Below are 2331 nucleotides of genomic sequence, written 5' to 3'. Positions count from 1 at the left end.
TCGGGCAGCAGCGGTTCGCCGCCACCGGCATAGGTCACCTGGGCGGCGAGCAGATCGACACCGGTGGCCTGTCGATCATCCGGGAGCGGGCGGCCGTCGGCTACCGGCACCTGGAGTACGAGAGGGCGACCGACCGCTACTCGCCGTACCGCAAGATGCTGGCCGCGCTGTGGCGGGAGAGCCCGGTGCCGTCCCTGCGGGAGGGCGAGTCCCTCGCGACGATGGCCGCCCTGCTCCACGTGGACCACGAGGGCGCCTCCTTCGCGGCCGCGCTGGTCGAGCGGAGCGGACTGGCCCCGAAGGACTGGCTGCGGGCGTACCTGCGGGCCTACCTCACCCCGCTGCTGCACAGCTTCTACGCCTACGACCTGGTGTACATGCCGCACGGCGAGAACGTCATCCTGGTGCTGAAGGACGGGGTGGTCCAGCGGGCGGTGTACAAGGACATCGCCGAGGAGATCGCGGTCATGGACCCGGACGCGGTGCTGCCGTCGGCCGTCGAACGGCTGCGCGTCGAGGTCCCCGACGACAGGAAACTGCTGTCGGTCTTCACGGACGTCTTCGACTGCTTCTTCCGCTTCCTCGCCGCGAACCTGGCGACCGAGGGCGTCCTGACGGAGGACGACTTCTGGCGGACGGTCGCCGAGGTCACCCGCGCGTACCAGGAGTCGGTGCCCGAACTCGCCGACAGGTTCGAGCGGTACGACATGTTCGCACCCGAGTTCGCGCTGTCCTGCCTCAACCGGCTCCAACTGCGCGACAACCGGCAGATGGTGGACCTGACGGACCCCTCGGGCGCCCTCCAACTGGTCGGAACCCTGAAGAATCCCGTCGCGGGGTTCTGAGCCGGGCGGGCGAGGACCTCCCGGGCCGGCCGGTGGAACAATCGGTCCGTGGTGGAGATCATCCAGAAGGAAGGCACGTGGGTCTTCGACGGGGGCGCCCTGCGGCTGACTCCCGGGCGGGACAGGGACGTCGGCGTGCTGCGTCAGGGACTGGGTGAACTCGTGGTCCCGCTCAAGGCGTTGGCGGGGATCTCGTTCGAGCAGGGGCGGCGGTCCGGGCGGCTGAGGCTGCGGCTGCGGGACGGCTCCGATCCGCTGACGTACGCCACCGGCGGCCGGCTCGCCGAGCCCCACGATCCCTACCGGCTGGCCGTCGGACCGGACCGGTACGGGGTCGCCGAGTACCTCACGGACGAGGTGCGTGACGCACTGCTGCTGGAGGGGGTGCCGGGCACGCCGGTGAGCGAGTACCTGCTGCCGGGGCCGCCGCTGCCGCTGTCGGTGTCCGCCGGGGACGGCACGGCGTCGTTCGACGGGGAGCGGGTGCGCCTGGAGTGGAACTGGAAGACGGAGGACGTCAAGGCCGCCGGGGGTCCGCGCACGCTCGCCCTGGCGGACGTCCTGGGCGTGGAGTGGCAGCCCTCCGCCGGGTTGGAGAACGGGCATCTGCGGTTCCGGGTGCGGGGTGCGCCGGTCCGGACGCGGGCCAGGTACGACCCGAACGCCGTGGAGCTGTGGGGGTTCAAGCGGGACCCCTTGACGGCACTGGTCGCGGCGGCGGTGCAGGCACGGCTGCCGCATCCGTCGGCGACCGCCGTACCGGACGTTCCGCGGCAGGCCCAGGCACCCGAAGCCGATCACGACGTGCTGCTGCGCCGGCTACGGGAGCTGGGCGAGCTGCACCGCGCGGGCGTCCTCACCGACGAGGAGTTCAGCACGGCCAAACAGGCGGTCCTCAGACAGCTCTGAGGACCGCCTGCTGTGGGGAACCTGCGACTACTTGGCCTTGCGCGCCACCGTGAAGTGGTCGATGCGGTCGCCGGTCTCGGCTATGCCCGACACCTTCAGCCTGGCGTACTGGCCGCGCGGGGCGGGCTCGACGTCCACCCGCAGGAACGAGTAGTTGAGGTAGCGCACCCGCGACCAGGTGACGGTCTCGTTGACCTTGCCGTCCTTGGTGTTGATGAAGGAGGCGACGGAGTCGACCTCGTTCAGGTGGCCCTCGTAGGAGTCCGGGGCGGTGAAGGCGTAGAGGCTGCGGCCGGCCGCGCCCGCGGTGACGTAGACGACGCCCTCGGTCTCGGGGTAGGCGGTCTCGCCGATCGGGAGCTTCTTGGTGACCGTGTTGCCCTTGATGACGTCGGTGCGCTCGTACTGGTGGTTGTGGCCGTTGATGACCAGGTCCACTGTGTACTTCTCGAACAGCGGCACCCACTCCTGGCGCACGCCCCCCTCCGAGGCGTGCGCCGTGGAGGTGCAGTAGGCGCAGTGGGCCCGGTCGAGGGGTGGGGCGTCACCATCGCCCCCACCACCGGCGTAGCGAACA

2 protein-coding genes and 1 pseudogene are annotated in these 2331 nt (G+C 70.7%); 2 read left to right on the top strand and 1 reads right to left on the bottom strand.

What is annotated here, in order from left to right; genetic code table 11:
* Both ABZ646_RS45160 and ABZ646_RS45155 read left to right on the top strand, forming a co-directional pair.
* On the top strand, positions 1-845 hold an 845-nt coding region (locus ABZ646_RS45160), incomplete at its 5' end, for an IucA/IucC family C-terminal-domain containing protein (RefSeq protein ID WP_360533195.1).
* Positions 846-893: 48 nt separating this feature from the next.
* On the top strand, positions 894-1754 hold the full coding sequence (locus ABZ646_RS45155) for a DUF4429 domain-containing protein (RefSeq protein WP_360533192.1): 861 nt from the start codon (positions 894-896) through the stop codon (positions 1752-1754).
* Positions 1755-1781: 27 nt separating this feature from the next.
* Here ABZ646_RS45155 and ABZ646_RS45150 read toward each other — a convergent pair.
* Positions 1782-2331: pseudogene (locus ABZ646_RS45150) on the bottom strand (phosphoesterase); the annotation flags it as partial.

Source organism: Streptomyces sp. NPDC007162, assembly GCF_040634175.1.
Lineage (GTDB): Bacteria > Actinomycetota > Actinomycetes > Streptomycetales > Streptomycetaceae > Streptomyces.
Note: the sequence above shows the minus strand (reverse complement) of the source record. Positions and strands in the feature narration are given on the sequence as shown.